This window comes from Bacillus sp. JKS001846 (assembly GCF_900176455.1).
In the GTDB taxonomy this organism is placed as follows: domain Bacteria; phylum Bacillota; class Bacilli; order Bacillales; family Bacillaceae_G; genus Bacillus_A; species Bacillus_A cereus.
The window spans coordinates 5,381,352-5,406,482 of the sequence record NZ_FWYG01000001.1 but is presented as its reverse complement, the minus strand read 5'-3'; the positions used below and the strand labels follow the sequence as shown (position 1 = coordinate 5,406,482).

The window sequence follows — 25,131 nt, the reverse complement described above, 5'->3', positions numbered from 1 at the left end:
CTGAGTTCTATAATGAGAATTAATTAAACGACAATTAAATCGATACATTCTTATCCAGAGAGGTGGAGGGACTGGCCCTACGATACCTCAGCAACGGGTTTTTTTAATACCGTGCTAACTCCAGCAAGCCATATAAAGGCTTGGAAGATGAGAAGATGTGAACGAGTACATATAAGTGCTCTCCTTCTTATCTTTATGGTTGATAAGAAGGAGGGCACTTTTTATTTTACCTCGAAAGCTCTGCTTCAAGTTTTTACAGCATATAGGAGGGGAAAAAATGATTTCTTTTACCAATGTAAGTAAAGTGTATGAATCAGCTGGCCAATCTGTTCATGCGGTGGAGGATGTAACATTATCAGTTGAGAAAGGCGAAATTTTTGGCATTATCGGTTTTAGTGGCGCTGGAAAGAGTACGTTATTACGCTTAGTAAATATGTTAGAGAGACCGACGGCAGGAACGATTTCAATAGATGATAAAGATATTACATCATTATCGACGAAAGAATTGCGTAAACTAAGACAAAGAATCGGAATGATTTTTCAAAGTTTTAATTTATTTAATTCAAGAACAGTATTTGGAAATATTGCTTATCCATTAAAGTTAGCGAAAGTACCAAAGAATGAGATAAAAGAAAGAGTAAATGAACTGCTGAAGTTTGTAGGGTTAGAAGATAAAGCAAACTATTATCCAGAGCAGCTATCAGGTGGGCAAAAGCAGCGTGTGGGCATTGCTAGAGCACTTGCGACATCGCCAGATATTCTTATATGTGATGAGGCAACATCAGCCTTAGATCCAGAAACGACGACAGAAATTCTAAACTTATTAAAGAAAGTAAATCGAGAATACAATTTAACAATTCTTCTTATTACACATGAAATGCATGTTGTGAAAGAAATTTGTCACCGTGTAGCTGTAATGGAGAAGGGGAAAGTTATTGAAGAAGGAAAACTGTTTGATGTTTTCACGCAACCAAAAACAAAGACGACTCAAAACTTTGTACGTTCTGTCATTAATGATCATTTACCGGAAAGTGTTCTAGCGAAAATTCAAAATGGTGGTCAAATTTATCGTCTAACATTTACTGGTGAGGAGACAGGACAGCCGGTACTATCATATATCGCAAAAAACTATAACGTCGATGTAAATGTACTGTACGGAAATATTATTGAACTTCAAAATGTGCTATTTGGAAATCTTCTTGTAGAGTTGCAAGGTGAGCAGAGGGAAATTCAAAAAGCATTACAACATCTAAGACTGCAAGTGCAGCTGAAGGAGGTAGAAGCTCATGCGAGTTGATTGGAGTATATTTTGGCCGCGCATACTAGATGCGACGTGGGATACCCTCTTAATGGTAATTGTAACCCTTATATTCGCTACAATTCTGGGTATACCTCTAGGTTTACTTTTATATGTAACGAGAAAAGGAAACTTTTTAGAAAATAAATGGGTCTTTTCTATTCTTAACATCATAATTAATACAATTCGTCCGGTACCATTCATTATCTTTTTAGTAGCCTTAAGTCCACTAACAAGAAGTGTTATCGGAACGACGATTGGAACAGCAGCGGCAATTTTCCCGATGACGTTAGTCGCATCAATTGGTATTGCTAGAATGGTTGAAACAAACCTTGTTTCCGTTCCGAAAGGAGTAATTGAAGCAGCGCAAGCAATGGGCGCCTCACCAATTAGAATTGTTTTTGAAATCCTTGTACCAGAAGCGTTAGCACCATTAATCTTAGGTGTCACATTTATGACAGTTGGTTTAATTGAATTCTCTGCAGTTGCTGGGCTTGTCGGTGGTGGCGGTCTTGGTGACTTGGCAATGACATATGGTTATCAACGTTTTGATACATCAGTTATGTTCGTAACGGTCGTGTTACTTATCATTCTCGTACAGATAGCTCAAAATTTAGGAAACTACTTTGCGAAAGTCTTGTTACGCAGATCATAAAAAGGAAGAGAGGAAAAGAAAATGAAGAAAATTTTAGCATTTGCATTATCAGCGATTGTAGGAGTCTCAGCATTAAGCGGCTGCTCAAGTGGAGACACGGGTGCAGGAGCGAAAGAAAAAGTAGTTCGCGTCGGTGTAACTGGAACGGATGGAGACGCTTGGGAAATTTTGAAGAAAAAAGCTGAAAAAGAAGGGATTAAGATTAAACTGGTCGAGTTCTCTGATTACACAACGCCAAATAAAGCGTTAGCTGATGGAGATATTGAATTAAACTCATTCCAGCATATTGCTTTCTTAGAGCAATTTAAAAAAGAGCATAAGTTAGATATTACAGCTGTTGGTACAACGCAAATTGCGCCAATGGGTTTATACTCTGAAAAATATAAGAAAGCAAATGAAATCCCAGATGGTTCAGAAATTGCAATTCCAAACGATCCAACGAACCAAGCACGGGCATTAAAACTTCTTGATGCAGCTGGATTATTAAAGCTTAAAAAAGACTTTGGTCTATTTGGAGATCCAAGTGGTATTGCTGAAAATCCGAAGAAATTAAAAATTACACCGGTTATCGCACAGCAAACACCTCGTGTGTTAAAAGATGTAGCGGCATCAGTTATTAATAACGGTGTTGCTGGTCAAGCTGGATTAGATCCAGCGAAGGATCCTATTTTCTTAGAAGATCCAAAGAATGAAAATGCAAAGCCATATATTAATATTTTTGCAGCTCGTAAGAAAGATAAAGATGATCCAACATTGAAAAAAGTAATTGAACTATATCATTCAAAAGAAGTAACAGACGCAATTAAGAAAGAAACAAATGATGGTTCCATTTCAGTAGATCTTTCACTTGATGAGCTTGAAAAAATCGTAAAATAATCATTGGGTTTAATGGACTAACAGAAGGAACCCCTCCGCTGTTAGTTCGTTCAACATATAAACTTAACAAACAAACCCTAATTCTGTACCTTCCAATTTTGTATAACATAGAATCCAATGTTTGTTAAGTAGAGTGATAGACCAGGAATTTTCCTGGTCTTTTTTTTATGAATGAAAGTAGCTAGCGAACAGTAAGGTGATCCAAATTATAATGGGATAAGAAAATAAGCTGAAAAGGAGTGTAATTACGAATTGCTTTGGATGAATTAAGTGTTTTTTTGATAAAAAAAAGAAAATAGAAAAGAGAGTAATGAAAAATGCTGATATTACGCCGGGGTTATAAGAGCGATAAATGAAAAACAAAATAATATGTTGAACAGAGTTGAAGAAGATGGCCCCTTGTATAAAAATAATCCAGCATATAGAAGACAAGAAGTTAAGTTGATATAGAAAGACGATAAGTAATACAAAGATTGTTAATACGGAAATGGCGATGAAAAATTGTTGGCTAGTTATAAGACGGATTGAAAATTGATTAGCAAGGTATTGTGGCATTTGGAAAGCTTCTTCAAGGTTATGAATGAAAAATAATAAGGGAATGATCCAGAATATAGTAGTGGAATGTTTTTTCATCAATTTACATCACTCCAATAAAGTATAGAAAGCCTAAAAAAAGGCCCTCTATACAGAGATGGTTATTCAATTATGATATTTTTTAAATTAACTTCATGATGCTCTCGTTCTTTCAGATAAGCAGCTAGTTCCTCTTGTAAAATATTTAATATTTGCTTAGCTGATTGTTGGATTGGATTAGGTAGCTCTTCTAATATATGCATCCCGACTTTTACTTTTGTACGAATTACCCTTCGTAGTAATTCCTCATGCATGTACTACACCTCCAAACCGAATATTTAGTACATCTTCTTCAAATTTTGCTCCTTGAATAGAAAGGTGTGTTAATGTTTTTGGTAACGTGATGTTCCGTTTAACAGAACCCGCTCGAATAATAAGTTCATCACCTTTTTGATTTAAGGAAAGTTCACTTTTGTTTGAGAAGGGAATGGACAGAACGAAAATATACTCATCGCCATCCTTTTTTACATATTGAGTGCGCCCGTTAAATTTTACTTCTGTAGGGGAATGATCAGTTTTAAATAAAGAATCTCCTACACGTTCTAACATAGACAAACCAACAACTTCTTGTTCAAACATTGGAGCTTCGTAAATAGGAAGGGGTTGAAAACTATCTTTAATTAATGTTTTATATTTCTTCTGTGTATCTTTCCATGCCTGAAAATAAGGATCGGTGACAGTGTTAGGGATGACGCGGTTAATCATAATGGCATCTACGTTATAATCGTATAAATTCAAATAAGTAAAGCTGCGCTGGGCTTCTTTAATGACCATTTTTTCAGGATTTACAACGATGCGGATACTTGTTACTTCTCGATTTGATAAAATATCTCTCATTTCTCCGAGCTGTTCAAGTGTACTTGTTAATTCGTCCATAATATCGTCGGTTGGAAGAGGGACACCAAGGAGTGGTTGAGCTACAGGACGAACGACTTTTAAAACTTTTCTTTTAATAGGAAATAATTTTTCCATCCACCAGCCGAGCATGTCTGGAAAGCTTAGCATTGCTAATGTTTCTCCTGTAGGGGCACAATCAATAATGATAACATCATATGTGTCTTGCTTATAATAATCGAGTACGCGAAGTAGGCTAATTAAATCTTCCATACCGGGAAACATCGTTAATTCTTCTGTTGTAATATCATCAGCTGCTTTAGAAGTGAAGAGTAGTGTAATATATTTCTGTAATTTTCCCCAGCCTTTTTTCATTTCATAAATCGTATTAATTTCTTGTGCCCACAAATTTTCACGAATTTCTAGTGGTTCAGAAGATAGCTTTATACCAAATGAATCTCCTAAACTATGAGCAGGATCTGTGCTCATTACTAATGTTTTTAATCCTTGTTTCGCACTTTGAATTGCTGTTGCTGCTGAAATGCTAGTTTTTCCTACGCCGCCTTTACCTGTATACAAGATAATTCTCATCATTCATATCCCCTTTGTTTCGAATGTCGAATATTACGAGTGTCGAAGTAAATGGTTGAATAAAAACCCAGATAGGGTTTTATTCAATCGGAATGTTTTTCATTTTAGGTGTAGAAATCTTTTCTTCTGTTTTTTGCTGTGACGTAGCGATGTGATTCATGATTTTTTGGAAGATTTGTAGTAAGAATGCTTTTTCTTCTTCTGATAATGCTTCTGTTACTAAGCTAAAGTAATGGGCCGCATTTTGTTTTACTTCTTGAACGAGCATTACGCCGTTTTCTGTTAACCGAATTAATACAATACGTCGGTCATTTTCATCACGGTAGCGTTCAATATATCCCTTTTTTACAAGGCGATTTACAACGCCCGTTGTTGTACTCATCGGTATATCAAGAAGATCAGCAATTTTCGTCATTGTAATATCTGTATTTCGTTCCATCCAAAGTAAACAAAATACTTCTGTTTTAGAAAGTGTTAAATCTAGGCTTACCCATTCTTCAGGATAGAAAAGTTTCTTGGCGTTATCTAGCAGTAAGTCTAAAAAATGTTCATATTGCAACAATTAATTCCACTCCCGTATATTTCGAGGTTCGTAATATTTATTTTTATTTTATGTAGAATAGAAATAATTGTCAATGATTTTAATTGTTTTTTCAGATTAGGCAGAAAACTTTCTTTAAAATAGTATTCTTTTATGATAGATTTATAAATATAAAACGAGAATTTACATAAAAATCCATCATGGTAAATATACTTATCTATAATGGGTATGCAGCTAACGAGGGGGAGAACGATGAGAAGACGTAATACGCAAGCGTTCACGTTTTTAGCATGGACTTCATTTGTTTGTGCGATTTCAGGTATGCTAATTGGGATTTATACGTTAGATGAAACGCTTAGTGTAAAAGGATACTATTTAATTGGAACATTATTTTTAACGATGTCTTGTTTTGTATTACAAAAAACAATTCGTGATAATGAAGAAGATAACGAGAGATTTCCGAAAAATAAACCGTTAGATAAAGAGTAAATTGTAAAGAAAGGCATTTGCCTTTCTTTTTTTATGTAAAAATGGCGTAAGTACTCTGTGTTGACTTGCTTGAAGTACTGAAAATTTGGTATCATCAATAGTATTGTAGATTGAACGATATATTATGGAGGTGGCCTAGCCGTGTCAAGAATTTCCGTTGAGAATGTAAAGCACGTAGCACATTTAGCACGTCTTGCAATTACTGATCAAGAAGCAGAAAAATTTCAAAAACAACTAGATGCAATTGTTACATTTGCAGAACAGTTAAATGAATTAGATACAACAGATGTAAAACCAACAACTCATGTATTAACTATGAAAAATGTTATGCGTGAAGATGTACCAGAAAAAGGTTTACCAGTCGAAGAAGTATTAAAAAATGCACCGGATCACAAAGATAATCAAATCCGTGTTCCAGCAGTATTAGAATAGAGGAGGGGAATTTCGATGTCATTATTTGATCATTCAGTATCAGAGTTACATAAGAAGTTAAACAACAAAGAAATTTCCGTTACGGATTTAGTAGAAGAATCTTACAAACGTATTGCGGATGTTGAAGATAACGTAAAAGCTTTTCTTACATTAGATGAAGAAAATGCACGCGCAAAAGCGAAAGAATTAGATGCAAAAATCGGCGCTGAAGATAATGGTTTATTATTCGGTATGCCAATTGGTGTAAAAGATAACATTGTAACTAACGGTCTTCGTACAACTTGTGCGAGCAAAATGTTAGCAAACTTCGATCCAATTTATGATGCGACAGTTGTGCAAAAGCTAAAAGCTGCTGACACAATTACAATCGGTAAATTAAACATGGACGAGTTCGCAATGGGTTCTTCAAATGAAAACTCAGGATTCTACGCTACGAAAAACCCATGGAACTTAGATTACGTTCCGGGCGGATCTAGTGGTGGTTCTGCAGCAGCTGTAGCAGCAGGAGAAGTACTATTCTCTCTAGGTTCTGATACGGGTGGTTCTATCCGTCAGCCAGCTGCATATTGCGGTGTTGTAGGTTTAAAACCAACTTATGGACGCGTATCTCGTTACGGATTAGTAGCATTCGCATCTTCACTTGACCAAATCGGACCGATTACACGTACAGTAGAAGACAATGCATACTTATTACAAGCTATTTCAGGTATTGACCGCATGGATGCAACTTCTGCAAACGTTGAAGTTGGAAACTATTTAGCTGGTTTAACAGGCGATGTTAAAGGTTTACGCATTGCTGTACCGAAAGAATACTTAGGCGAAGGTGTTGGCGAAGAAGCTCGTGAGTCAGTACTAGCTGCTTTAAAAGTATTAGAAGGTATGGGCGCAACTTGGGAGGAAGTATCGCTTCCACACTCTAAATACGCTCTAGCAACGTATTACTTACTATCTTCTTCTGAAGCATCTGCGAACCTTTCACGCTTTGATGGCGTGCGTTACGGTGTTCGTTCTGATAATGTAAATAACTTATTAGATCTTTACAAAAACACACGTAGTGAAGGTTTCGGTGATGAAGTTAAACGTCGTATTATGCTTGGTACATTTGCGCTTAGCTCTGGTTACTATGATGCATATTACAAGAAAGCACAACAAGTACGTACATTAATTAAAAACGACTTTGAAAATGTATTTGCTAACTATGATGTTATTATTGGACCAACAACGCCAACTCCGGCATTTAAAGTGGGCGAAAAAGTTGATGATCCAATGACAATGTATGCAAATGACATTTTAACAATCCCAGTAAACTTAGCGGGTGTTCCAGCGATTTCTGTTCCATGTGGATTCGGTGCTAACAACATGCCACTTGGTCTACAAATCATTGGTAAACACTTCGATGAAGCGACAATTTACCGCGTTGCACATGCGTTTGAGCAAGCAACAGACTATCATACAAAAAAAGCAAGTCTGTAAGGAGGCGAGCATAGATGAATTTAGAAACAATTATTGGTTTAGAGGTTCACGTTGAGTTAAAAACAAATTCGAAAATTTTCTCTGCGAGTCCAACAGAATTCGGAGCGGAGCCAAATACACAAACAAGTGTAATTGACTTAGGATACCCAGGGGTACTTCCTACTTTAAATAAAGAAGCAGTTAACTTTGCAATGAAAGCTGCAATGGCATTAAACTGTGAAATCGCAACGGAAACGAAGTTTGACCGTAAAAACTATTTCTATCCAGATAACCCGAAAGCTTACCAAATCTCTCAATTTGATAAGCCAATTGGTGAAAATGGTTGGATTGAAATCGAAGTAGACGGTAAAAAGAAACGTATCGGTATTACACGTCTTCATTTAGAAGAAGATGCTGGTAAATCAACGCATACAGCTGATGGTTCATTAGTAGACTACAACCGTCAAGGTATGCCTTTAATCGAGATCGTATCTGAGCCAGATATGCGTACGCCAGAAGAAGCATATGCATACTTAGAGAAGTTAAAATCAATCATTCAATACACTGGTGTATCTGATTGTAAGATGGAAGAAGGTTCCTTACGTTGTGATGCGAACATTTCTCTTCGTCCAGTTGGACAAGAGAAGTTCGGTACAAAAGCGGAACTGAAAAACTTAAACTCATTCACTTACGTACAAAAAGGTCTTGAGCATGAGCAAGTGCGCCAAGAAAAAGAACTGTTATCTGGTGGCATCATCCAACAAGAAACACGTCGTTATGATGAAGCAACAAAGAAAACAATCTTAATGCGTGTGAAAGAAGGATCTGACGATTACCGTTACTTCCCGGAGCCAGACTTAGTTGAACTTTACATCGATGATGAGTGGAAAGAAGCAGTTCGAGCTTCTATTCCAGAACTTCCAGATGCACGTAAAGCTCGCTACGTTGCAGAATTAGGCTTACCAGCTTATGATGCACACGTGTTAACATTAACGAAAGAGATGTCTGATTTCTTTGAAGCAACTGTTGCAGACGGTGCTGATGCGAAATTAACATCGAACTGGTTAATGGGTGAAGTACTTGCATACTTAAACAAACAACAAAAAGAATTAAAAGACGTTGCATTAACGCCTGCTGGTTTATCTAAAATGGTTCAATTAATTGAAAAAGGTACAATTTCTTCTAAAATCGCGAAGAAAGTATTTAACGAATTAATTGAAAAAGGTGGAGACCCAGAAGAAATCGTTAAAGCGAAAGGTCTTGTTCAAATTTCTGACGAGGGTACACTTCGTAAAGTTGTAACAGAAATTCTTGATAATAATGAGCAATCTATCGAAGACTTTAAAAACGGTAAAGACCGTGCAATTGGCTTCTTAGTTGGTCAAATTATGAAAGCTACAAAAGGACAAGCAAATCCACCACTTGTTAACAAAATCTTACTTGAAGAGATTAATAAGCGATAATAGTAGTGACTTTTAAAGATTAAGCAGAAAAACACCCGTACATGGGTGTTTTTCTAGGTTAATCAAACGTTTGTTTAAATGAGACAAAATCGTTTAAACAAACGTTTGATTAACTGTCAAAAGTGGAAAAATGTTTGTATAGCAACTATGGTATGATAGTTGCAAAAAGGTGGGAATAATGATAAATCTAAACATAGAGGTTTTTTTCATCTCATGAAATAATAGATAGTTATTATTCGTTATATGTAAATTTTTATGGAAGAATGGATAGAAATAAAGTGAAACTTTAATCAGTAGGAGGTTCATCCACCATTGATTATTAGCCCTCACCAATCGGGCATTTACTGCCCGCAAATAGCGGGATAAATTTTGGAGTCAAATAAAAAACCATTGAAATGAATATTTACTTTTGATGGACTACACGAATCGGGTTCTTACTGCCTGTTTGAGCGGGATAAAAGAAGGATAGCAAGATGAGAGGAGGTAGGCATGGGAATACTGAATAGAAGTTCAGTATGTTCTTTTTCGATACATAAAGAAATTTCCTGTGCTAATAAATGATGAAGCGAGCAAGAATTATTTATAATCCTACTTCGGGGCGTGAGCTATTTAAGAAGAGCTTACCAGAAGTATTACAAAAATTAGAACAAGCTGGCTATGAGACATCTTGTCATGCGACAACGGGTCCTGGAGACGCTACTGTGGCGGCGAGGCAAGCTGCGGATCGTAAGTTTGATGTTGTTATTGCGGCTGGTGGCGACGGTACATTAAATGAAGTAGTAAACGGTTTAGTTGGGCATGAATTCCGTCCGAAATTTGGAATTATTCCAGTTGGAACGACAAATGACTTTGCACGTGCAATTGGTGTACCTCGTTCTATTGAAGAGGCAGCAGATATTATTTGCGAAGGAAAAACAGTGCCATTAGACCTTGGTAGAGCGAACGATACATATTTTATTAACATCGCTGGTGGCGGTCGTATTACAGAATTAACATACGAAGTACCGAGTAAGTTAAAGACAGTATTAGGACAACTTGCTTATTACCTAAAAGGTATCGAGATGTTACCATCATTGCATCCGACATATGTTGAAATTGAGTATGATGGAAAGTTACTACAAGAAGAAATTACGATGTTTTTAATTACGAATACTCGTTCAGTAGGTGGATTTGAAAAGGTAGCACCGTATGCATCTATTAACGATGGGTTATTTGACCTATTAGTACTGAAAAAAGGTTCTATCGCTGATTTAATTAAAGCAGCAACACAAGCACAACGTGGTGAACATATTAATAATCCAAAAGTGTTATATACACAAGCGAACCGAATTAAAGTACATTCACCAGATAAACTAATGATTAATTTAGATGGTGAGTATGGTGGAGATGCACCGATGGAATTCGAAAATATATATCATTGTTTAGAACTATTTGTTCCTGAACATCAAGAGGATGCCCTGTAAAGGCATCCTTTTTACTTTGTTAAAATGAATTGTAAATTGGGAGTTAGTTTGATTTTTATGGTATTTTTACAATTCTTTTATTTTACATCCATACTTTATTGATACACTGGAAGAGATAAGAAATGAGAGGTAGGGTGCTATGGAGAAGGTAAAGGCGATATTATTTGATAAAGATGGGACATTAATGGATTTTCATTCAATATGGATAAAAGTAGCTGAAGAACTTGTAGCTGAATGTATAAGTTTATATCATTTACCAAGTACAATGCGGCAGACCTTATTAGAAGAGATTGGTGTAGAGGGAGCATTTGTTAATCCGAGGAGTGCAATAGCTGCTGGAACAAGCCTTGATGTAGCGAAGGGGCTTTGTAATTATATTGAGTCTGCTAGAGAAGAAGAGATGCATCATTGGGTAAGTGAGAAGTTATTTTCCCTTATGTATGAGTATCGTTCGCATATGAAAATGACAGCGGATTTACCGAAAGTGTTACAGGCATTAAAAGATAAAGGATTTATATTAGGGGTTGTCACGGCGGATGATTTTGCACCAACAGAATTATTTTTAAAACAATATAAGTTGGAGAACTTTTTTGATTATATTATAGCCTCGGATATATTCCCTGCGCAAAAACCAGATAAAAAGATTATAGAAGTGTTTTGTGAGAAATTTAATTTAGCATCATGTGAGGTTGCGGTTGTTGGAGATACGCCAACTGATTTACATTTAGCCCAAAATGGCGATTGCTATGCAATTGGGGTGCTATCTGGTACGGGAGACCGTCCAACATTAGAACCACTTGCTGATTTAGTGTTAGATTCTGTTGGGGAGTTTATTTCTCAATCGGGTGAGTTTTTCTGGGAGAAAGAAAAGTCTAATGTGTAAGGAAAATAAGTCTATAAAGACTCTTAATGAGTCTTTATAGACTTATTTTTTATGCCTGGATACAAAGAATATAGGATAAATGCTAGAAAAGAAAGTTGGCATACATTTTGCAATAAAAAGAGAAAACAATGTAAAGAAAAGGATGGGGTACGCAATGAACACAAAAAAATTTGCTAAAGTAAATGAACAAATTCCAGGACCGAAAGCGGCATCTTTATTAGAACGCCGTCAAAATATAGTACCAAAAGGAGTAAGTAACGGCATCCCAACGTTTGTACAATCTGCAAATGGTGCTCTTGTAACAGATGTTGATGGTAATCAGTACATTGATTTTGCAGGAGCAATTGGGACAATTAACGTAGGGCATTGTCATCCAACGGTTAAAGAAGCGCTCCATAAACAAGTCGATCAATACATTCATACTGGATTTAATGTCATGATGTATGAGCCATATATTGAATTAGCGGAAAAGCTTGCGGCATTGGCACCGGGAAGTTTCGATAAGCAAGTCCTCTTTTTAAATAGTGGCGCAGAAGCAGTTGAGAACGCGGTGAAGATCGCTCGTAAATATACGAAGAGACCTGGTATTATCGCATTTTCTAAAGGTTTCCACGGGCGTACATTAATGACAATGACGATGACAAGTAAAGTGAAGCCATATAAATTTGGGTTTGGTCCCTTTGCTCCAGAAGTATATAAAGCGCCATTTCCATACGAATACCGTCGCCCAGAGGGATTAACGGAAGAGCAGTATGATGATTTTATTATTGAAGAGTTTAAGAACTTCTTCATATCGGAAGTAGCACCAGAAACAATTGCAGCTGTTGTAATGGAACCTGTTCAAGGGGAAGGTGGATTTATCGTCCCAAGTAAGAAATTTGTTCAAGAAGTACGCCGCATTTGTTCAGAGAACGGCATCTTATTTGTAGCGGATGAAATACAAACAGGCTTTAGTCGTACAGGAAAATATTTTGCGATTGATCACTATGATGTCGTTCCAGATTTAATTACAGTGTCTAAATCATTAGGTGCTGGTGTACCGATAAGTGGTGTCATTGGACGTAAAGAAATTATGAATGAGTCTGCACCAGGTGAACTTGGTGGAACGTATGCAGGAAGTCCATTAGGATGTGCGGCTGCATTAGCTGTTCTCGATGTAATAGAAAATGAGAAATTAAATGATAGAGCGATAGAATTAGGAAAAGTCGTAATGAACCGATTCGAAGAGATGAAAAATAAATATCATTGCATCGGCGATGTGCGTGGGTTAGGAGCAATGTGTGCATTTGAGGTCGTTCAAGATCGTAAGACGAAAGCACCTGACAAAGCGTTAACAGCTAATCTATGTACAGAAGCAAATAAGCGTGGGTTACTGTTATTATCAGCAGGAACATATGGAAATGTTATCCGTGTGTTAATGCCTTTAGTTATTACAGATGAGCAACTTGAAGAAGGATTAACAATAATTGAAGAATCGTTGCAAGCTTGTTATGAACAAACAAACATCGCTCGCGTTTAAAAACTGAAGTATAAATAGCAAACATTCTAGCTGACTCTATATTAAATGCAGAAAATTCACTTTATAATAAAGGTAGTGAAGTGGATCGATGGATTTGAAGTTAGGGGTGGCTAGGATGGTTGCAGAAAAGGAACGAGTGTTAATGGATTTAAAAGATGTATTTGAATATGCGTTTGACGAAATTTTTGTTACAGATGAGCAAGGGATCGTTGTGCGTGTAAATAGTACATGTGAAAGGCACTACCAACTAGCTGCCGAAGAGTTAGTTGGTAAGCATGTAAAAGAACTACAAAAGGATGGAATCTTTTATCCATCAGCGACATTAGAAGTGATTGAAAAAAAGAGGCCAATTGAACTCGTTCAAACTACAAAATCAGGAGAGTATTTACACGTTCGTACAAGGCCTGTTTTTGATGATGAGGGAAATTTAAGAAGAGTGATTAGTTATTCTCGCGACCTTACTGAACTCTATCAATTACGTCAAAAGGTAGAGGAAATGGATAATCAGCTAAAAACATATAAAAAAGAATTAAGAGAAACATATGAGCATGAAGGACTGATTTTTAAAAGTCTAGCTATGCAAAAAATAGTCGATACAATCAAAAAAGTATCTGTAGTGGATAGTACTGTTCTCGTTTTAGGCGAGACTGGAGTAGGAAAAAGTCGATTGGTACGCCATTTACATGAAGTGAGTCACCGTAAGCATGAAAGTTTCTATGAAATTAATTGTGCGGCATTGCCAACTAATTTAATTGAATCAGAGCTTTTTGGATATTCAGGTGGGTCTTTTACAGGTGCGAATCGTGAAGGGAAAAAAGGACTATTAGAATCCGCGCATAAAGGAACTCTTTTTTTAGATGAAATCGGTGAAATGCCGATTGAAATTCAAGCAAAGCTTTTGCAAGTATTGCAAGAAAAAACATTTCGTCCTATAGGGGGAAGAGAATTAAAAAAAGTGGATGTTCGAATTGTGGCGGCAACAAATAGAGATTTAAGTATGATGGTGAAACAAGGAACATTTCGGAAAGATTTATACTATCGTCTGAATGTCATTCCAATTGCAATTCCCCCGCTTAGGGAAAGAACAGAAGATATTTTACCGCTTATTTATCATTACTTGCAGCACTTTAATAAAAAATACGGACGTGATGTGAAACTAGCGCCGAGTACGTTACAAATGTTTGTTGGATATCCGTGGGAAGGAAACAATAGAGAAATAGAGAATGTAATTGAGAGAATTGTTATTACTGTCGATGATGTTGTAACGGTAGAGGATTTGCCACTCTCTATGCAAGAGGCTGCAGTTGAACAATCGGGGCAAAGCCTTTATAAAATGCTGGAAGAGGTAGAGAGAAATATTATTCTTAAAGCGTATAAAACGTATGGATCAAGTTATAAAGTAGCTGAGTTTTTGCAAATTAGTCAATCTGCTGCTACTAGGAAAATTAAGAAGTTCATAGAGGAGGAAGAAAACATTGGATAAAAAGGCGACTTTCGTAAGTATAGATAAAAAGGCGATGTATATAAACGGTGAGTGGATTACACTACAAGAACAAATTGAAGTAAATAATCCTGCGACGAAGGAAATATTTGCAACTGTACCAAAAGGCGGAGTAACAGAGGCAAAGCAAGCTGTTGATGCTGCACATGAAGCTTTTAAAACGTGGTCTAAGTTAACGGCAGCAGATCGTGCAACGAAGTTAAAAAAGTGGTTCATGCTTATTGATAAAAATAAAGAAGAGATCGCAGCGCTTATGACGAAGGAACAAGGAAAGCCGTTTGCAGAAGCGCTTGGTGAAGTAAATTATGCAAATAGTTTTGTTGAATGGTATGCAGAAGAAGGAAAACGTGTGTATGGTGAAATGATTCCTGCTTCTCATCCGAATAAGCGCATTTTAGTTATGAAGCAACCAATTGGCGTTATGGCAGCTATTACACCTTGGAACTTCCCGGCAGCGATGATTACGAGAAAGGTAGCCCCAGCGCTTGCAGCAGGTTGTACAGCCGTTGTGAAACCGGCGAGTCAAACGCCATTAACTGCATTGAAATTAGCAGAATTAGCCCATGAAGCAGATATTCCAAAGGGCGTAATCAATATCGTAACAGGTAGTGCAAAAGCAATTGCTGATACATGGATGGAAGATAGTCGCGTTCGAAAAGTGTCCTTTACAGGGTCAACGGAAATCGGGAAAGAGTTAATGGCTAGTGCGGCGCAAACAATGAAAAAAGTTTCGCTTGAGTTAGGTGGCCACGCTCCGTTTATCGTAATGAATGATGCAGATTTAGATAAAGCAGTAGAAGCGGTGATTGGTTCGAAATTCCGTAACGCAGGACAAACGTGTATATGTACAAACCGAGTATTCGTTCAAGAAGAAGTATACGAAGTATTTGTAGAGAAGTTCCAAAAGGCAGTAGGGCAGTTGAAAGTAGGAGACGGTTTCGGTGACGGAACGACTGTCGGGCCACTTATTGATGAGAATGCAGTTTCAAAAGTACAAGAACATATTGAAGATGCTATTCAAAAAGGTGGAACAGTTTTATATGGTGGTCAAAAGGTCGCAGAGTTAGAGGGACATTTCATTCAACCGACTGTAATTGGGTTGGCAAATGATACGATGCTTTGTATGAATGAAGAAACATTTGGGCCAGTGGCACCAGTTGCGAAATTCAAAACAGTTGATGAAGTAATCGAACGTGCAAATAATACACCATACGGTTTAGCTGCGTATATTTTCACGAAAGACATTAGCCAAGCATTCCAAATTAGTGAAGCGTTAGAGTACGGTATTATCGGTCTAAACGACGGTCTTCCATCAGTTGCACAAGCACCATTCGGTGGATTTAAAGAAAGTGGTATCGGCCGTGAAGGAGGCCATTTCGGCATCGAGGAATATTTAGAAATTAAATATATTTCATTGGGACTATAAGTAGTATACTAGAATCTCTATAAGGTAACAGAGAAGGAGATTCTAGTATGGTATATTGGCTATTATTACTTGTTACAATTATTTTTGAAGTAGCTGGAACAATTGCGATGAAACTATCAAATGGTTTAACAAAGCTCGTTCCAAGTGTACTGATTTTCGTGTTTTATGGAATTTGTTTCAGCGTGTTCGCCATCGTTGTGAAAAAAATCCATTTAAGTATTGCTTATGCTATTTGGTCTGGCGTTGGAACATTACTTATTACAATCATTAGTGTGTACTTTTTTAAAGAGCATATTAGTTTATTTCAAGCATTTTGTATTCTTTTTATTGTTTTGGGTGTCATTGGGCTTAAGGTTTCATCGGCATCATGAAAGCTATCTTTTGTAGAAGATAGCTTTTTTCTATTTGTGCAGTTAGCAATTAATACGACAAAATATGACAAGAAAGCGTAAAGCATTTTGTTATGATACATATGAAATATTGTCTTATGTGGGGGAAAGAGTATGTTAAAAAAGGTAAGTCAAATTGTTTTAATTTTTGGCATAGCTTTTAGTTTAAGTGCTTGCACTGAGACTAAAGATAGTAATGAAAGTAAACAAGAAGATGTTCAAGATAAAGTGTATAAAATAGGGGAGACAGTAGACGTAGATGGTTTGCAAGTAACTATCGATTCAGTTAAATTAGGATATCCGGATTATGATGAGGATAAAAAGAAAGAGGAGATTTTGGGGATTATTTTCAAAGTAGAAAATAATAGTAAAAAGGAAATACCTTTTGCATTTTATGAATTTGAGATTACCGATAAGAAAGGTACAAGATTTAAAGAATATAATAACCCTGATAGCTTTATTAGTAAAAAGTTAGCACCAGAAGAAAAAATTCAAGATATCATGCTATTTGACGTAGCGAAAGAAAATACGTATATCGCTACGTATAGACCAGAGTTTACGCGTGAAAATAGAATAATAAAATTTGAATTGAAACCAAATAAATAAAGAAACACATTGGATTATCCAATGTGTTTCTTTATGGTAATAAATTTAAAACGCCCAGTTACCTTTACGGAAGATAGGCTCATGTCTGCCATCAGCAGTAATACCGTCAATATCAAGCTCAGCTGATCCAATCATGAAGTCGTTGTGTGTAATACTAGCGTTTGCGCCGTTTTCAGCAAGTTCTTCTTTAGACATTGTTTTTCCGCCAACTAAGTTAAATGCGTAAGCATTTCCAATCGCAAGGTGGCAAGATGCATTTTCGTCAAATAGTGTATTGTAGAATAAAACATTTGTGTTTGAAATTGGTGAGTCATGAGGTACTAAAGCTACTTCCCCTAAGAAGTGAGAACCTTCATCTGTTTCTACTAAATGTTTTAAAGCTTCTTCACCAGCTTCAGCTTTATAGTCTACGATACGTCCGTTTTCAAATGTTAACGTGAAATTATCGATAATATTACCTGCAAATACTAACGGTTTTGTACTAGAAACTTGGCCGTTTACACCTGTTTTAAGTGGCATTGTAAATACTTCTTCAGTTGGAATATTAGCCATAAATGGTACGTTCTTTTCATTTAAGCTACCAGCACCAGCCCATACATGTTTTTCTGGAAGTTCGATTGTTAAATCTGTTCCAGGACCTGTATAGTGAAGAGCTTTATAATGCTTTTCGTTTAAGTAATCCACTTTTGTATGTAATGTTTCATCATGTTCTTTCCATGCTTCTACAGGATTTTCTAAATCAGCACGAGTAGCTTTGAAAATAGCATCCCATAACTTGGCTTCTTGTTCTTCTGGCGCTACGTCAGGGAATACTTTCGCAGCCCATTCTTTCGTAGGAACAGAAATGACACACCAGCTTACTTTATCTGCTTGTACGTAATCACGGTATACTTTCATTGCTTCTCCAGCTACTTTATGAGCTGTTGCGATACGCGATGGTTCTACACCTTTTAATAAATCAGGGTTTTCTGCATAGATAGACATAAATGCAGCGCCTTCTTTTGCTAATTCTTCACGAGCATGTGCTTTCCAAGATGGAAATTCAGCGAAAGCTTCTTCAGGAGCTAGATCGAATTTTAAGCGTGTTAACGTCTCATCATTCCAATCTACATATACGTGTTTTGCACCAGATTTATATGCTTTTTCTGTAACGAGGCGTACAAATTGTACAGCTTCAAGAGGTGCACTAATTGATAAAGTTTGTCCAGGTTGAATATTAACACCAACATTAACTGCAAGAGCAGCATATTTCTCTAACGTTTGTTCAAATGACATATGTATAATCTCCTTTAATTTGAAAGATTTCTTACTATATATAATACAAGAAAATTCTAAAAATATATATAAATATAAAGTAAAAAGAGAGCTCAAAATGTATTGAGCCCTTATATTTACTTAATTGAAGAAGCAAACTGCTCTACAGTCGTTGTATGGTGTATACGAACGCGCTTCATCTTTAACAATTCATCAGGTTCACCCTTCGTAATGAATTGCCCAGGCTTTGTCGTCGTCGCAAATTGATAATACTTCTTCGTTTCTGCAACAACCTTATCATCTACATGACCGAATGGATAAGCAATCGCGATAACAGGCTTACCTGTTATTTTTTCTAGCTTTTCTTTTGAACCTTTTAACTCTTCCTCATAGTTTGTAATTTTCGGTAAGTCTGCATGTGTTGCAGTATGAGATTGCACCGAGAAAATGCCGGAATCAACCATTTCTTTTATTTCAGAAGTAGACAATGCTCCTTCTACATCAACGTTATCAACAATCATATATTCTGTTGCTGCCGGTTTAAAAGTATCATCTTTTAGCTTTTGTAAAATGCGAAATGCATTCATATTATTTTTCATACCGTCATCAAATGTAACGAAAATCGGTTTATTTACTTTATTTATATCGCCCCAGCGTTCAAACGTTAAAAGCGTATAACCATTGTCCTTTAAATGTTTCATTTGTGCTTCAAAGTTAGCTGGTGATACGAATAAGTCTTTAATGCCTTGACCATGATAATCATCAATTGCGTGATACATAAGAACAGGAACCTTTTGTTCGAAAGTAATAGTAGATTTCGTAAGCGGGATTGTTTTCCCATCTTCTTTCATTCCTGTTGCTTCAATTTGGAACTCACCGCGTTTTCCTTCAAATTCCTTTATATCAAAAGGAAGTGTGAATTGTTTCTCTTTTTCTTTAGAAGAAAAAGATTTAGCACTTTCCTTGCCATCAGCTGTGCGCCAAATTTTATATTGTACTTCATTTAAAGAATCTTTTATGTCTGTAATATGAATACTTGTGTTTGTAGATTCGTGTGTAACTGAATTATATGAGATTTTACCTTGTTCTTGCACAGTCTCTTCTTGTTTCTTAATCCCTTGAGCCGTTTTCTCTTTTTTAGGTTCTGGACTTACATTGTTAGTATTACAGCCTGCTAGAATGGCAGACGTACATAAAGCAATTGCTGCGTATTTTCTCATAAAAATCACCTTCTATTGTGTAGTATGTTGCATATTTATATTAAAATCCCCACCGCTATAAGAGTGGTGGGGATATACCCTTGTTCATCATATCATTTGAAGAAAATGAGGGGAATATGATTTTTAGGAGGTTATTAATGTAATAGATTAGTGACTTTGAATAGATGTATTTTTTTGTTTCTTATTAGAATTAATAATAATATAACCGACTACAAAGATAAGAGGAATAATGAAGACATAGATAGGCATTCCCCATACATAATAGCTTTTCAGCGTTAAGACTAGTAAATGTAAGAAATCGAAAATTGCGTGAGCTTTCATAATATCCTCCAATGGTTTTTTGAAAATTATAACATTTTAAACTTGTTATTTGTATAATTTGGAAAGTTATTTAAGCTAATTTTAAAGTAAGAAGAATACATATTAATATGCAATTTTGCATAAGGATATGTATTTTATTAAAATATAAAGATTTTATAATGTAATGAAAACCGCTATAAAACTAAGTAAGAATAATGTATGGAGTGGAGAATAGAAATGAAATATAAAAAAATAATATATATCTTTTTCATATCGCTATTTATAGTTGGTTGTCAAAGTGAAGTGAGTAAAGCGAATAGCGTGGAAGAGTATATTCCATCGCATCTTATGAATGCGGAAGTGACGGCGGATATTATGACACTTGAATTTCCTTATGAGATAAAAGAGAAATTAGAGAAAATCGGAAATAAAATGAGCGATAGTATTACAAATAATTTAGATTGGTATTTGAAGTATGCCGAAGAAGAAATTATACCGAAAAAAACGTTTCCTTATCATCAAAACTTAGGTATTACAAAAGAAGAATATGATTTTATGATAGATAAAATGGATAATGCAGAATATATAAATACCAAAGATGGAAAACTCTTTTTTAAAAAGAAAGATCATGAAATTCAAATTCTCTCTGATGAAAATTTGAATCTAATTAAAAATATTCGAATTGATACAGAGAAGAATACAATTAAAACTCCTTTGGGAGAATGCGAATATGAAGGTGAAATTAAGGCGTCGGATGAACAAAAAGCTACTGGTCCATGGAGTGGGAAGATGTGGACTTTAAAAAGCAATGGATTGCTTTATCATTTTTCATTAGGAAAGTTAAAAAACATAAACAAATCTATCATTTACATTTCAATAAAAGGTATATATAAAGATAGGATTATCAATACAGAAGAAGCAGTTGAATTTCACTCGGTTTCATAAATAATCAAAAAAATCACCTTACTCGTTAAAGTAAGGTGATTTTTTATTAAATAAACAATCCAGCGATTGTCGCAGATAAAATAGAAGCAAGTGTTGATGCAAATAGCATTTTCCAACCAAATTTAGAAACAACGCTTCCTTGTTTTTCAGAAAGGGCACGGATTGTACCAACGATTGCACCAATTTGGCTAATACTTGCGAAGCTAATTAAGAATACTGTAACGATTCCAACTGTACGTGGAGCTAATGTTGTAGCTGTGTCTTTTAAATCAAGGATTGCTACAAACTCGTTTAAAACAATCTTCGTACCCATAATACCACCAGCTGGGATAATATCTTGAGTTGGAATACCCATTAAGAATGCGAATGGAGAAAGTACGTAACCGAAGATTTGTTGTAAAGTAACAGCATGTCCCATTGCGCCTGAAGCTGCACTAATTACGTAGTTTACAACTTCCATCACACCGATAAAGGCGATCATTAATGCGGCAACGATACCAGCTACTTTTAAACCATCAAGCGCACCGTTAATCATTGCACCGATAAAGCTGTCCCCGAATAGAGTTCTATCAAATTTTTGAATCACTTCATCTTCTTTCTTCGTATCAACTGGTGTTAATAACGAACAAACGATTAAGCTTGAGAATAAATTTAGCGGAAGAGCTGCTAGTACGTATTTTGCATCTAACATCATTACGTATGATGCTGTAACAGAAGCAGAAACGGAGCTCATCGCAGAACAACAAATGATAAACATACGGTTTTTATTGAAATGCTGTAAATCGTTTTTAATAACGATTAACGCTTCACTTGAACCGAAGAATACAGAGTTTACTGCGTGGAATGACTCAACGCGTGGTAAACCAGTAATTTTTGAAATAGCACCGCCGACAACGCGAACGATGAATGGTAAAACACCTAAATAACTAAAGATTGAAAGTAGTGCTGAGAAAAATACGATAATTAATAATACGTTTAAGAAAAAGACAAAATCTCTGTGAATTCCATTAAAGAGAAAATCGACACCTGTCGTACCAAGTTTAATTAGTTTGTTGAAAACTTTACTAATGAAAATAATGATTTGTTGACCAATCTTTGTAGCAAACATAAACCAACCGATTAAAATTTGGAAACCAATCATAATTGCAATTGCACGGAAGTTGATTTTACTTTTGTTGTTTGACAAAGCAAAACATAAACCTAACACGGCAATAATACCGATAATGCTCATTACATATTGCATGTAGTTGCCCCTTTCAGAAGTTCGTATAAAGTTTGTACATAAAACGCTCGTTATATTACTAAAAATAAAGGAATGAGGTTTTATGTCATACGTAAGATGTCTGACCTTTTAGAAAAATAAAAATAAAAAAAGACCCATATGGATTCACTTTCATCTATGAGAGAAAGCTAATCAATATGAGTCCTTTTTTGCGCATAGGCTAATATTCATTAGTTTTCCCCATAGTCCAGCAATTTAAGGTTGCCGGGTAGAAACTCTCGATCCATATCATCAAGTATATATGAGGTAACATCGTCCGTATTAAATTAGTAGTAGCGTAACATTAACAGAGAACTATCGTCAATAGCTTTTTTTCTTCCAATAGAAAAAGACCATATAAGTATGATAAAATGTAACGCAGTGTTATGAAAAAGAGAGGTCGGAAAATGAGTACTAAAATGACGCCACCAGTTGAGAAAAACGAGTTTATAGATGTAGTATTTGAAGATTTAACACATGATGGTGCCGGTGTTGCGAAAGTAAAGGGCTATCCTATTTTCGTTAAAAACGGATTACCAGGTGAAGAAGCGCAAATTAAAATTATTAAAGTGAAGAAAAACTTCGCATTTGGTCGTTTAATGAAGCTTCATACAGAAAGTCCATATCGTAAAGATGCTGAATGTCCAGTATATAATCAGTGCGGCGGTTGTCAGCTTCAGCACTTAACTTATGAAGGACAATTACAGGCGAAAGAAAAACAAGTACGTGACGTTATGCAGCGCATTGGAGGACTAGGTGATGTTCCTGTTCATCCTGTACTTGGCATGAAAAATCCGTGGGTATATCGCAATAAAGCACAAGTACCAATCGGAGAACGTGAAGGCGGACTTGTAGCTGGTTTCTATCGCCAAGGAACGCATGACATCATTAATATGGAATCATGCTTAATTCAGGCAGAAGAAAACGATACATTAATCCAAGAAGTAAAACGTATTTGTGAAAAGCACGGTATCACTGCATACAACGAAGAGCGTAATAAAGGAACACTTCGTCACGTAATGGCTCGTTACGGACAAGTAACAGGGGAAATTATGCTTGTCTTCATTACACGTACAGCAGAATTACCGAACAAAAAAGCAATCATTGAAGAAATTGCAGCGAAATTCCCAGAAGTAAAATCCATTGTTCAAAACGTAAATACGAAGCGTACGAATGTAATCTTCGGAGATAAAACGACAGTACTGTACGGATCAGAATATATTTATGACTTTATCGGTGACATTAAATTTGCGATTTCAGCACGTTCATTCTATCAAGTAAACCCAGAACAAACGAAAGTGCTATACGATAAAACGTTAGAATACGCAAAATTAAACGGTAACGAAACAGTAATTGATGCCTATTGCGGAATCGGATCAATCTCGTTATTCCTAGCGCAAAAAGCGAAAAAAGTGTACGGCGTTGAAATCGTCCCAGAAGCAATTGAAGACGCAAACCGAAATGCAGCACTAAACAACATGACAAACGCTGAATTTGGCGTAGGAGAGGCAGAAGTAGTCATTCCAAAATGGTACAAAGAAGGCGTAATTGCTGACACAATGGTCGTAGACCCACCGCGTAAAGGCTGTGACGAAGCATTACTAAATACAATCATCGACATGAAGCCAAAACGCGTCGTATACGTATCATGTAACCCAGCAACATTAGCACGTGATTTAAAAGTACTAGAAGAAGGCGGATATAAAACACAGGAAGTACAACCTGTTGATATGTTCCCGCATACGACTCACGTAGAGTGTGTCGCTTGGCTTAAGTTAGTATAATAGGAAAGCAGTTGATATAGGAAAATCTATACCATCTGCTTTTTGGTTTACAAAAATACCATTCATAAGCGATTTTAGTTAAAATAAATATTGCTGATTTTCACAAATTATAAATTGAGATTTTGAAATTGTATTCATAGTGAGAGGATTTGAATTTAAAATGATAGATAATTTTTGGCGTGAATTACCACGACCATTTTTCGTACTTGCACCAATGGAAGATGTGACAGACGTTGTTTTCCGTCACGTAGTAAGTGAAGCTGGTCGTCCGGACGTATTCTTCACAGAGTTTACAAACTCGGATAGCTATTGCCATCCAGAAGGTATGAAAAGTGTACGTGGCCGTTTAATTTTTACAGAAGACGAACAACCGATGGTAGCACATATTTGGGGAGACAATCCCGAATACTTCCGTCAAATGAGTATCGGTATGGCAGAACTAGGATTTAAAGGCATCGATATTAATATGGGTTGCCCAGTACCGAACGTTGCATCAAGAGGGAAAGGTAGTGGCCTTATTCTACGTCCAGACGTTGCAGCAGAACTTATTCAAGCAGCAAAAGCGGGCGGACTACCTGTCAGCGTAAAAACAAGACTTGGCTTTAAAGAGTTAAGCGAGTGGGAAGATTGGTTAACGCACATCTTCAAACAAGATATTGCGAACCTTTCTATTCATTTACGCACAAGAGAAGAAATGAGCCAAGTAGATGCGCATTGGGAACTAATTCCGGAAATAAAAAAATTACGTGACCGCATTGCACCAAATACGTTAATAACAATCAATGGAGACATCCTTGATCGTAAAATGGGACTGGAACTTGCTGAAAAATACGGCATTGATGGCGTAATGATCGGACGAGGCATCTTCAAAAATCCATTTGCTTTTGAAAAAGAGCCAAGAGAGCATAGCAGTAAAGAACATCTAGATCTTTTAAGACTACAACTTGATTTACAAGATCAATATGCAGAAGTACTGCCACGCTCAATCACAGGGCTTCACCGCTTCTTCAAAATTTATGTAAAAGGCTTCCCTGGAGCTGCTGAATTGAGAAATCAATTGATGAGCACGAAGTCGACGGATGAGGTGCGTGCTTTGTTGGATAAGTTTGAGGATAGTGTTGGTGTGGCTCAGGATAGTGAGATGGTTTAACTTTTAAGCAGTTAAATCATTTCATATGTAGTGCATGACATGAGTGAGTTGAAAATAAGTGCAGAGCTGGAAAAGAACAGTGTATTTGAGAAATCAAAGCACTGTTTTTTTCTTTTAGTTAATGTTAAGAGAGAAATCTTTTTATAGGCATATAAAAAACATGTAAG

Annotated in this window: 25 protein-coding genes and 2 riboswitches; of the genes, 17 read left to right on the top strand and 8 right to left on the bottom strand. The window is 36.2% G+C overall.

Going from position 1 to position 25,131, the window contains the following annotated elements:
- Positions 1-47 precede the first annotated feature (47 nt).
- Positions 48-154, top strand: a riboswitch (SAM riboswitch).
- Positions 155-277: 123 nt separating this feature from the next.
- From B9A45_RS28685 to B9A45_RS28675, 3 genes are read left to right on the top strand one after another with little or no spacing between them, the layout of a single operon-like run.
- A complete protein-coding gene (locus tag B9A45_RS28685; protein ID WP_000623013.1) occupies positions 278-1,297 on the top strand; it encodes a methionine ABC transporter ATP-binding protein in 1,020 nt (339 codons plus the stop codon).
- Positions 1,287-1,952 (top strand): methionine ABC transporter permease, encoded by a 666-nt coding sequence (locus tag B9A45_RS28680; RefSeq protein WP_084065572.1) that lies wholly within the window; start codon positions 1,287-1,289, stop codon positions 1,950-1,952. The genes B9A45_RS28685 and B9A45_RS28680 overlap by 11 nt, the downstream gene beginning before the upstream one ends.
- A 21-nt stretch (positions 1,953-1,973) precedes the next feature.
- Complete coding sequence (locus tag B9A45_RS28675) at positions 1,974-2,828, top strand: MetQ/NlpA family ABC transporter substrate-binding protein (protein ID WP_000721594.1); 855 nt, start codon at positions 1,974-1,976, stop codon at positions 2,826-2,828.
- 165 nt (positions 2,829-2,993) lie between these two features.
- On the opposite strand, the gene B9A45_RS28670 is transcribed toward B9A45_RS28675, so the two are convergent.
- From B9A45_RS28670 to B9A45_RS28655, 4 genes are all read right to left on the bottom strand, one after another.
- Positions 2,994-3,461, bottom strand: a complete 468-nt coding sequence (locus B9A45_RS28670) for an HXXEE domain-containing protein (protein ID WP_001986283.1) — start codon at positions 3,459-3,461, stop codon at positions 2,994-2,996.
- 62 nt (positions 3,462-3,523) lie between these two features.
- The gene (locus B9A45_RS28665; protein WP_000544105.1) at positions 3,524-3,715 is read right to left on the bottom strand and encodes a DUF3926 domain-containing protein; all 192 of its coding nucleotides are present in this window, start codon (positions 3,713-3,715) and stop codon (positions 3,524-3,526) included.
- Complete coding sequence (locus B9A45_RS28660) at positions 3,708-4,889, bottom strand: ArsA family ATPase (RefSeq protein ID WP_084065571.1); 1,182 nt, start codon at positions 4,887-4,889, stop codon at positions 3,708-3,710. The genes B9A45_RS28665 and B9A45_RS28660 overlap by 8 nt, the downstream gene beginning before the upstream one ends.
- A 76-nt stretch (positions 4,890-4,965) precedes the next feature.
- On the bottom strand, positions 4,966-5,448 hold the full coding sequence (locus B9A45_RS28655; protein ID WP_000942481.1) for a MarR family winged helix-turn-helix transcriptional regulator: 483 nt from the start codon (positions 5,446-5,448) through the stop codon (positions 4,966-4,968).
- 231 nt (positions 5,449-5,679) lie between these two features.
- On the opposite strand from B9A45_RS28655, the gene B9A45_RS28650 reads away from it, so the two are divergent.
- The 11 genes from B9A45_RS28650 (at position 5,680) to B9A45_RS28600 (ending at position 17,050) form a co-directional block, all read left to right on the top strand.
- Positions 5,680-5,916, top strand: a complete 237-nt coding sequence (locus B9A45_RS28650; RefSeq protein WP_001254391.1) for a YiaA/YiaB family inner membrane protein — start codon at positions 5,680-5,682, stop codon at positions 5,914-5,916.
- 141 nt (positions 5,917-6,057) lie between these two features.
- Entirely contained in the window at positions 6,058-6,348 is a 291-nt protein-coding gene (gene gatC, locus B9A45_RS28645) for an Asp-tRNA(Asn)/Glu-tRNA(Gln) amidotransferase subunit GatC (protein ID WP_000086999.1), read from the top strand.
- Between the two features lie 15 nt (positions 6,349-6,363).
- Positions 6,364-7,821: an Asp-tRNA(Asn)/Glu-tRNA(Gln) amidotransferase subunit GatA gene (gene gatA, locus B9A45_RS28640; RefSeq protein WP_000051441.1), complete on the top strand. Its 1,458-nt coding sequence runs from the start codon at positions 6,364-6,366 to the stop codon at positions 7,819-7,821.
- A gap of 14 nt (positions 7,822-7,835) precedes the next feature.
- The gene (gene gatB / locus B9A45_RS28635) at positions 7,836-9,263 is read left to right on the top strand and encodes an Asp-tRNA(Asn)/Glu-tRNA(Gln) amidotransferase subunit GatB (protein ID WP_001047685.1); all 1,428 of its coding nucleotides are present in this window, start codon (positions 7,836-7,838) and stop codon (positions 9,261-9,263) included.
- 557 nt (positions 9,264-9,820) lie between these two features.
- Complete coding sequence (locus B9A45_RS28630; RefSeq protein WP_000977679.1) at positions 9,821-10,726, top strand: diacylglycerol kinase; 906 nt, start codon at positions 9,821-9,823, stop codon at positions 10,724-10,726.
- 139 nt (positions 10,727-10,865) lie between these two features.
- On the top strand, positions 10,866-11,609 hold the full coding sequence (locus B9A45_RS28625; protein ID WP_084065570.1) for an HAD family hydrolase: 744 nt from the start codon (positions 10,866-10,868) through the stop codon (positions 11,607-11,609).
- A 154-nt stretch (positions 11,610-11,763) separates the two neighbouring features.
- Entirely contained in the window at positions 11,764-13,128 is a 1,365-nt protein-coding gene (gene gabT / locus B9A45_RS28620) for a 4-aminobutyrate--2-oxoglutarate transaminase (RefSeq protein ID WP_033667321.1), read from the top strand.
- 115 nt (positions 13,129-13,243) lie between these two features.
- A complete protein-coding gene (locus tag B9A45_RS28615; protein WP_084065569.1) occupies positions 13,244-14,611 on the top strand; it encodes a sigma-54 interaction domain-containing protein in 1,368 nt (455 codons plus the stop codon).
- Positions 14,604-16,055, top strand: a complete 1,452-nt coding sequence (gene gabD, locus B9A45_RS28610; RefSeq protein ID WP_084065568.1) for an NADP-dependent succinate-semialdehyde dehydrogenase — start codon at positions 14,604-14,606, stop codon at positions 16,053-16,055. The genes B9A45_RS28615 and gabD overlap by 8 nt, the downstream gene beginning before the upstream one ends.
- A gap of 47 nt (positions 16,056-16,102) precedes the next feature.
- A complete protein-coding gene (locus tag B9A45_RS28605; RefSeq protein WP_000263262.1) occupies positions 16,103-16,426 on the top strand; it encodes a DMT family transporter in 324 nt (107 codons plus the stop codon).
- Positions 16,427-16,558: 132 nt separating this feature from the next.
- Positions 16,559-17,050: a DUF4352 domain-containing protein gene (locus tag B9A45_RS28600; protein WP_084065567.1), complete on the top strand. Its 492-nt coding sequence runs from the start codon at positions 16,559-16,561 to the stop codon at positions 17,048-17,050.
- Between the two features lie 45 nt (positions 17,051-17,095).
- On the opposite strand, the gene B9A45_RS28595 is transcribed toward B9A45_RS28600, so the two are convergent.
- The 3 genes from B9A45_RS28595 to B9A45_RS32390 all read right to left on the bottom strand — a co-directional run bounded on the left by B9A45_RS28595 (position 17,096) and on the right by B9A45_RS32390 (position 19,845).
- Positions 17,096-18,325: an aminopeptidase gene (locus B9A45_RS28595; protein WP_000007357.1), complete on the bottom strand. Its 1,230-nt coding sequence runs from the start codon at positions 18,323-18,325 to the stop codon at positions 17,096-17,098.
- Positions 18,326-18,441: 116 nt separating this feature from the next.
- Entirely contained in the window at positions 18,442-19,524 is a 1,083-nt protein-coding gene (locus tag B9A45_RS28590; RefSeq protein WP_001233712.1) for a polysaccharide deacetylase family protein, read from the bottom strand.
- Between the two features lie 147 nt (positions 19,525-19,671).
- Positions 19,672-19,845, bottom strand: coding sequence for a hypothetical protein (locus B9A45_RS32390; protein WP_000643592.1), 174 nt, complete (start codon positions 19,843-19,845; stop codon positions 19,672-19,674).
- Between the two features lie 216 nt (positions 19,846-20,061).
- Here B9A45_RS32390 and B9A45_RS28585 point away from each other — a divergent pair, with 216 nt between their 5' ends.
- Positions 20,062-20,769 (top strand): hypothetical protein, encoded by a 708-nt coding sequence (locus tag B9A45_RS28585; RefSeq protein ID WP_000875595.1) that lies wholly within the window; start codon positions 20,062-20,064, stop codon positions 20,767-20,769.
- 46 nt (positions 20,770-20,815) lie between these two features.
- Here the strand turns inward: B9A45_RS28585 and B9A45_RS28580 are convergent, their stop codons facing one another.
- Positions 20,816-22,012: a NupC/NupG family nucleoside CNT transporter gene (locus B9A45_RS28580; protein WP_001200484.1), complete on the bottom strand. Its 1,197-nt coding sequence runs from the start codon at positions 22,010-22,012 to the stop codon at positions 20,816-20,818.
- A gap of 202 nt (positions 22,013-22,214) precedes the next feature.
- A riboswitch (purine riboswitch) is annotated at positions 22,215-22,316 on the bottom strand.
- A gap of 121 nt (positions 22,317-22,437) precedes the next feature.
- Here B9A45_RS28580 and rlmD point away from each other — a divergent pair.
- Both rlmD and B9A45_RS28570 read left to right on the top strand, forming a co-directional pair.
- On the top strand, positions 22,438-23,814 hold the full coding sequence (rlmD, locus tag B9A45_RS28575) for a 23S rRNA (uracil(1939)-C(5))-methyltransferase RlmD (RefSeq protein ID WP_058839951.1): 1,377 nt from the start codon (positions 22,438-22,440) through the stop codon (positions 23,812-23,814).
- A gap of 160 nt (positions 23,815-23,974) precedes the next feature.
- Complete coding sequence (locus B9A45_RS28570; protein ID WP_000566707.1) at positions 23,975-24,964, top strand: tRNA dihydrouridine synthase; 990 nt, start codon at positions 23,975-23,977, stop codon at positions 24,962-24,964.
- Positions 24,965-25,131: the final 167 nt, after the last annotated feature.

Excerpts from the sequence above, each read along its gene's own strand:
- B9A45_RS28685 (WP_000623013.1), top strand. The coding sequence starts at position 278 with ATGATTTCTTTTACCAATGTAAGTAAAGTGTATGAATCAGCTGGCCAA.
- B9A45_RS28680 (WP_084065572.1), top strand. The coding sequence starts at position 1,287 with ATGCGAGTTGATTGGAGTATATTTTGGCCGCGCATACTAGATGCGACG.
- B9A45_RS28675 (WP_000721594.1), top strand. The coding sequence starts at position 1,974 with ATGAAGAAAATTTTAGCATTTGCATTATCAGCGATTGTAGGAGTCTCA.
- B9A45_RS28670 (WP_001986283.1), bottom strand. The coding sequence starts at position 3,461 with ATGAAAAAACATTCCACTACTATATTCTGGATCATTCCCTTATTATTT.
- B9A45_RS28665 (WP_000544105.1), bottom strand. The coding sequence starts at position 3,715 with ATGCATGAGGAATTACTACGAAGGGTAATTCGTACAAAAGTAAAAGTC.
- B9A45_RS28660 (WP_084065571.1), bottom strand. The coding sequence starts at position 4,889 with ATGATGAGAATTATCTTGTATACAGGTAAAGGCGGCGTAGGAAAAACT.
- B9A45_RS28650 (WP_001254391.1), top strand. The coding sequence starts at position 5,680 with ATGAGAAGACGTAATACGCAAGCGTTCACGTTTTTAGCATGGACTTCA.
- gatA (WP_000051441.1), top strand. The coding sequence starts at position 6,364 with ATGTCATTATTTGATCATTCAGTATCAGAGTTACATAAGAAGTTAAAC.
- gatB (WP_001047685.1), top strand. The coding sequence starts at position 7,836 with ATGAATTTAGAAACAATTATTGGTTTAGAGGTTCACGTTGAGTTAAAA.
- B9A45_RS28630 (WP_000977679.1), top strand. The coding sequence starts at position 9,821 with ATGATGAAGCGAGCAAGAATTATTTATAATCCTACTTCGGGGCGTGAG.
- B9A45_RS28625 (WP_084065570.1), top strand. The coding sequence starts at position 10,866 with ATGGAGAAGGTAAAGGCGATATTATTTGATAAAGATGGGACATTAATG.
- gabT (WP_033667321.1), top strand. The coding sequence starts at position 11,764 with ATGAACACAAAAAAATTTGCTAAAGTAAATGAACAAATTCCAGGACCG.
- B9A45_RS28615 (WP_084065569.1), top strand. The coding sequence starts at position 13,244 with ATGGTTGCAGAAAAGGAACGAGTGTTAATGGATTTAAAAGATGTATTT.
- B9A45_RS28605 (WP_000263262.1), top strand. The coding sequence starts at position 16,103 with ATGGTATATTGGCTATTATTACTTGTTACAATTATTTTTGAAGTAGCT.
- B9A45_RS28600 (WP_084065567.1), top strand. The coding sequence starts at position 16,559 with ATGTTAAAAAAGGTAAGTCAAATTGTTTTAATTTTTGGCATAGCTTTT.
- B9A45_RS28595 (WP_000007357.1), bottom strand. The coding sequence starts at position 18,325 with ATGTCATTTGAACAAACGTTAGAGAAATATGCTGCTCTTGCAGTTAAT.
- B9A45_RS28590 (WP_001233712.1), bottom strand. The coding sequence starts at position 19,524 with ATGAGAAAATACGCAGCAATTGCTTTATGTACGTCTGCCATTCTAGCA.
- B9A45_RS32390 (WP_000643592.1), bottom strand. The coding sequence starts at position 19,845 with ATGAAAGCTCACGCAATTTTCGATTTCTTACATTTACTAGTCTTAACG.
- B9A45_RS28585 (WP_000875595.1), top strand. The coding sequence starts at position 20,062 with ATGAAATATAAAAAAATAATATATATCTTTTTCATATCGCTATTTATA.
- B9A45_RS28580 (WP_001200484.1), bottom strand. The coding sequence starts at position 22,012 with ATGCAATATGTAATGAGCATTATCGGTATTATTGCCGTGTTAGGTTTA.
- rlmD (WP_058839951.1), top strand. The coding sequence starts at position 22,438 with ATGAGTACTAAAATGACGCCACCAGTTGAGAAAAACGAGTTTATAGAT.
- B9A45_RS28570 (WP_000566707.1), top strand. The coding sequence starts at position 23,975 with ATGATAGATAATTTTTGGCGTGAATTACCACGACCATTTTTCGTACTT.